We start from the raw sequence: 2,896 nt of genomic DNA on the forward strand, positions 1-2,896 counted from the left end.
TCTATATCTTACTTATTTCTTTCGTAGGTGGGCCAATTTCTTATTTTTTTTAGAAATGGTAGTTTGTCCATCACGAATTTAGTATAAATTTCATTTTAATATATAGTAATGACTAATGATTCTATGAAAGAAAAGAATGAAAAGATGAACAATAAAAATAAAGGAAAAGTATTTTATGGTAATGATTGTTGCGAAGTAAGAGCATGTAACCATATTAACATCCCTAAGTCAGAACTTACAGAATTTGTTATACTTCTTCAAGCTCTTGGTCAAGCTATTCTAGTTCAATATGGATTTGGTTGCCTAGGCGGAGGAACTACGGGGACTACTGGTGCTCAAGGGCCTCAAGGCGCTCAAGGACCTGCGGGCGATACAACTGCGACACTATCTGTCTTCCGAATTTACTAACCACAATTTCCGAAAATATTTTGGGAGGACTAAGCACATTTATAAGTAATAGATGTGATTTTGATTGTCTATTAAATCTCTCTTTTAATAAAAAGGAGCACTTGTTTGGGAGGATAAGTGCTCCTTCTTTACGTTTCTTTACCTCAAATTTACTCTATCTTAATCCTCATTTTGTATGATAAATAATGAAGTCAAAGATATGAAAGAGGGATGAAAAATGAGAGTTATGTCACCGATACGCATTTGGATTGCTCTTATGGTATGCATTATTTTATGTGTAGGATTTTTTTTAACTCTAAAATATTCCACTATTTCAAAAGCAGATAGAAAAACTGTTCCATACAAAATTTTGTATACGAAACAAAGCAACATCCCTTATTCCAATGCAACAAAAAATGAAAAGAAAGTTATAACGGGAATGCTTATTACGAAAGCTTCTAGTTCCGAAGCGTTACTTCAAATTGCTGAAACGATTAAAGATCAGTATACAAATAAAAAAATCGATGAAATTACACTTTCTATCCACAATGAAAATAATGGTAATTACGAAGAAGAATTACCTTACGAACCTATTAGTAAAGGAAAAATAATTGTCACATACGATTCTCAATCCTTTGGCAATACGAACATTATACTTAACGAGTAGTAACTAGTACGGAGAAGGGATAATTTCAATCGTTTAAAGTTTCATTTTGTCTTTCATACAAAAAAGAGGCGAATTTCATTATTCGCCTCTTTCTTTTACCAAAATGAAGGAATCCATTCTTTCACTTTATCAATCCACTCTTGTTGCTCTTTTTTTCTTTGTTGTTCCTCTTCTTTCCTTCTCTTCTCTTCTTCTTTTCTTCGTTTTTCCTCTTCTATTGTAGTCAATTGTTTTTTATAATCAGCCTCAGATATGAGCGATAACTGAAATGCTTTTTGAGCTGGATTTGCGTTCGCTTTTTTCATAATATCCCGGAACATTGTCGTCGTAATTTGACTACCACCCGGAACATAATGATCGCTATCTGTTTTATCATATCCTACCCAAATCGCACCTACCAAATCTGGTGTGTATCCAACAAACCATGAATCCTTTGCGCCGGTGCTTGGGCCATTTACAATTTGAGTAGTTCCTGTCTTACCGGCCGTATCAACATTATTAACTTTCGCCTTTTCACCCGTTCCCTTTTCGACAACGCCTTTTAATAAATATGTCATCTTTTGAGAAATTTTCTCGCTTGTCACTCGTGTCTCTTTCTTATACCACTTTCCAATCGTTTCACCTTCCGCATTTTGTATCTCTCTAATCGCATGAGCTTCCACTTGAACACCATCATTTGCAAATGTACTATACGCTTGAGCCATTACAAATGGGGATGTTCCTACATGCATACCGCCTAAAGCGATTGGATACGTACGATCTTCTGGCACTAATGGAATACCAAATCGCTCTAAAGATTTTAATCCTTTATCTAATCCAATCTGTTCCAATAGCCAAACAGCCGAAACATTGTACGACTTTGCCACAGCTTCATACATTGTCACATCACCGTGAAAAGTATGATCGCTATTTTGTGGTTTATATTCTTTAATATTAAATGGTTCATCCTTTAATATATCGTATACTTCATACCCTTGTTCTAAAGCGGGTACATATACAGCTAGAGGCTTTAATGTTGAACCTGGCTGTCTTTTTAATTGCGTAGCATGATTAAATTGTAAAAACTGATATGGTCCTCTACCCCCAACTAAAGCTGGAACACCGCCTGTTTTGGGATTTATAAGGACTACACCTGTTTGCATAAGTTGATCTGAGCCACTATCTTTGAAATAACTATCATTATTCACAACATCTTCTACAGCTTGTTGTTTTTTCGGATCAAGCTCAGTATAAATACGATAACCACCTGCTAAAATTTCATTTTGTGTTAATTCGTATTTGTCCATCGCTTCTCTAACAATATAGTCTACATATTGAGAATATTTTCCCTTGTATTTATCATCCACACCACGTTTTAATACAAGACCACTCTCTTTTTCTTTATTATACTGTTCGTCAGAAATATATCCTTGCTCTTTCATTAAGCTTAATACGACATTACGTCTTTCAATTGACTTGTTAAAGTTTTTATAAGGTGAATATGCAGATGGTGCTTTAATTAAGCCTGCAATCGTTGCAGCTTCTGAAATTGTTAAATCTTTTACATCTTTATCAAAATAAGATTTTGCTGCCCTTTTTATACCCCAAGCACCTTCCCCAAAATAAATTTGATTCATATACATTTCAATAATTTCATCTTTTGTATAAGTACGTTCTATTTTTTTTGTTAAAAAGTATTCCTTTATTTTACGAGAAAATGTACGATCTTGTGTCAGAAATACATTCTTCGCAAGCTGCTGTGTAATTGTACTTCCCCCTGCTACAACTTCTCCTGCTGTAATATTTTTAAAAACCGCACTTATAATTCCACTATAATAAATACCATGATGGTTAAAAAATTCC

Annotated in this window: 3 protein-coding genes; 2 read left to right on the forward strand and 1 reads right to left on the reverse strand. The window is 34.2% G+C overall.

The genetic code is table 11. The features are described 5' to 3' along the window. Positions 1-123: 123 nt before the first annotated feature. Together ABWK52_RS09245 and ABWK52_RS09250 are read left to right on the forward strand one after the other, a co-directional pair. On the forward strand, positions 124-408 hold the full coding sequence (locus ABWK52_RS09245) for a hypothetical protein (RefSeq protein WP_141537361.1): 285 nt from the start codon (positions 124-126) through the stop codon (positions 406-408). Positions 409-625: 217 nt separating this feature from the next. Next, entirely contained in the window at positions 626-1,054 is a 429-nt protein-coding gene (locus ABWK52_RS09250) for a hypothetical protein (protein ID WP_001265589.1), read from the forward strand. A 95-nt stretch (positions 1,055-1,149) separates the two neighbouring features. On the opposite strand, the gene ABWK52_RS09255 is transcribed toward ABWK52_RS09250, so the two are convergent. Beyond that, positions 1,150-2,896: transglycosylase domain-containing protein (locus tag ABWK52_RS09255; protein WP_353771921.1), on the reverse strand; the 1,747-nt coding region annotated here is incomplete at its 5' end.

This window comes from Bacillus sp. AP50, from assembly GCF_040492675.1.
Lineage (GTDB): Bacteria > Bacillota > Bacilli > Bacillales > Bacillaceae_G > Bacillus_A > Bacillus_A cereus.

Coding starts and splice junctions, on each gene's coding strand:
- ABWK52_RS09245 (WP_141537361.1), top strand. CDS start 124: ATGAAAGAAAAGAATGAAAAGATGAACAATAAAAATAAAGGAAAAGTA.
- ABWK52_RS09250 (WP_001265589.1), top strand. CDS start 626: ATGAGAGTTATGTCACCGATACGCATTTGGATTGCTCTTATGGTATGC.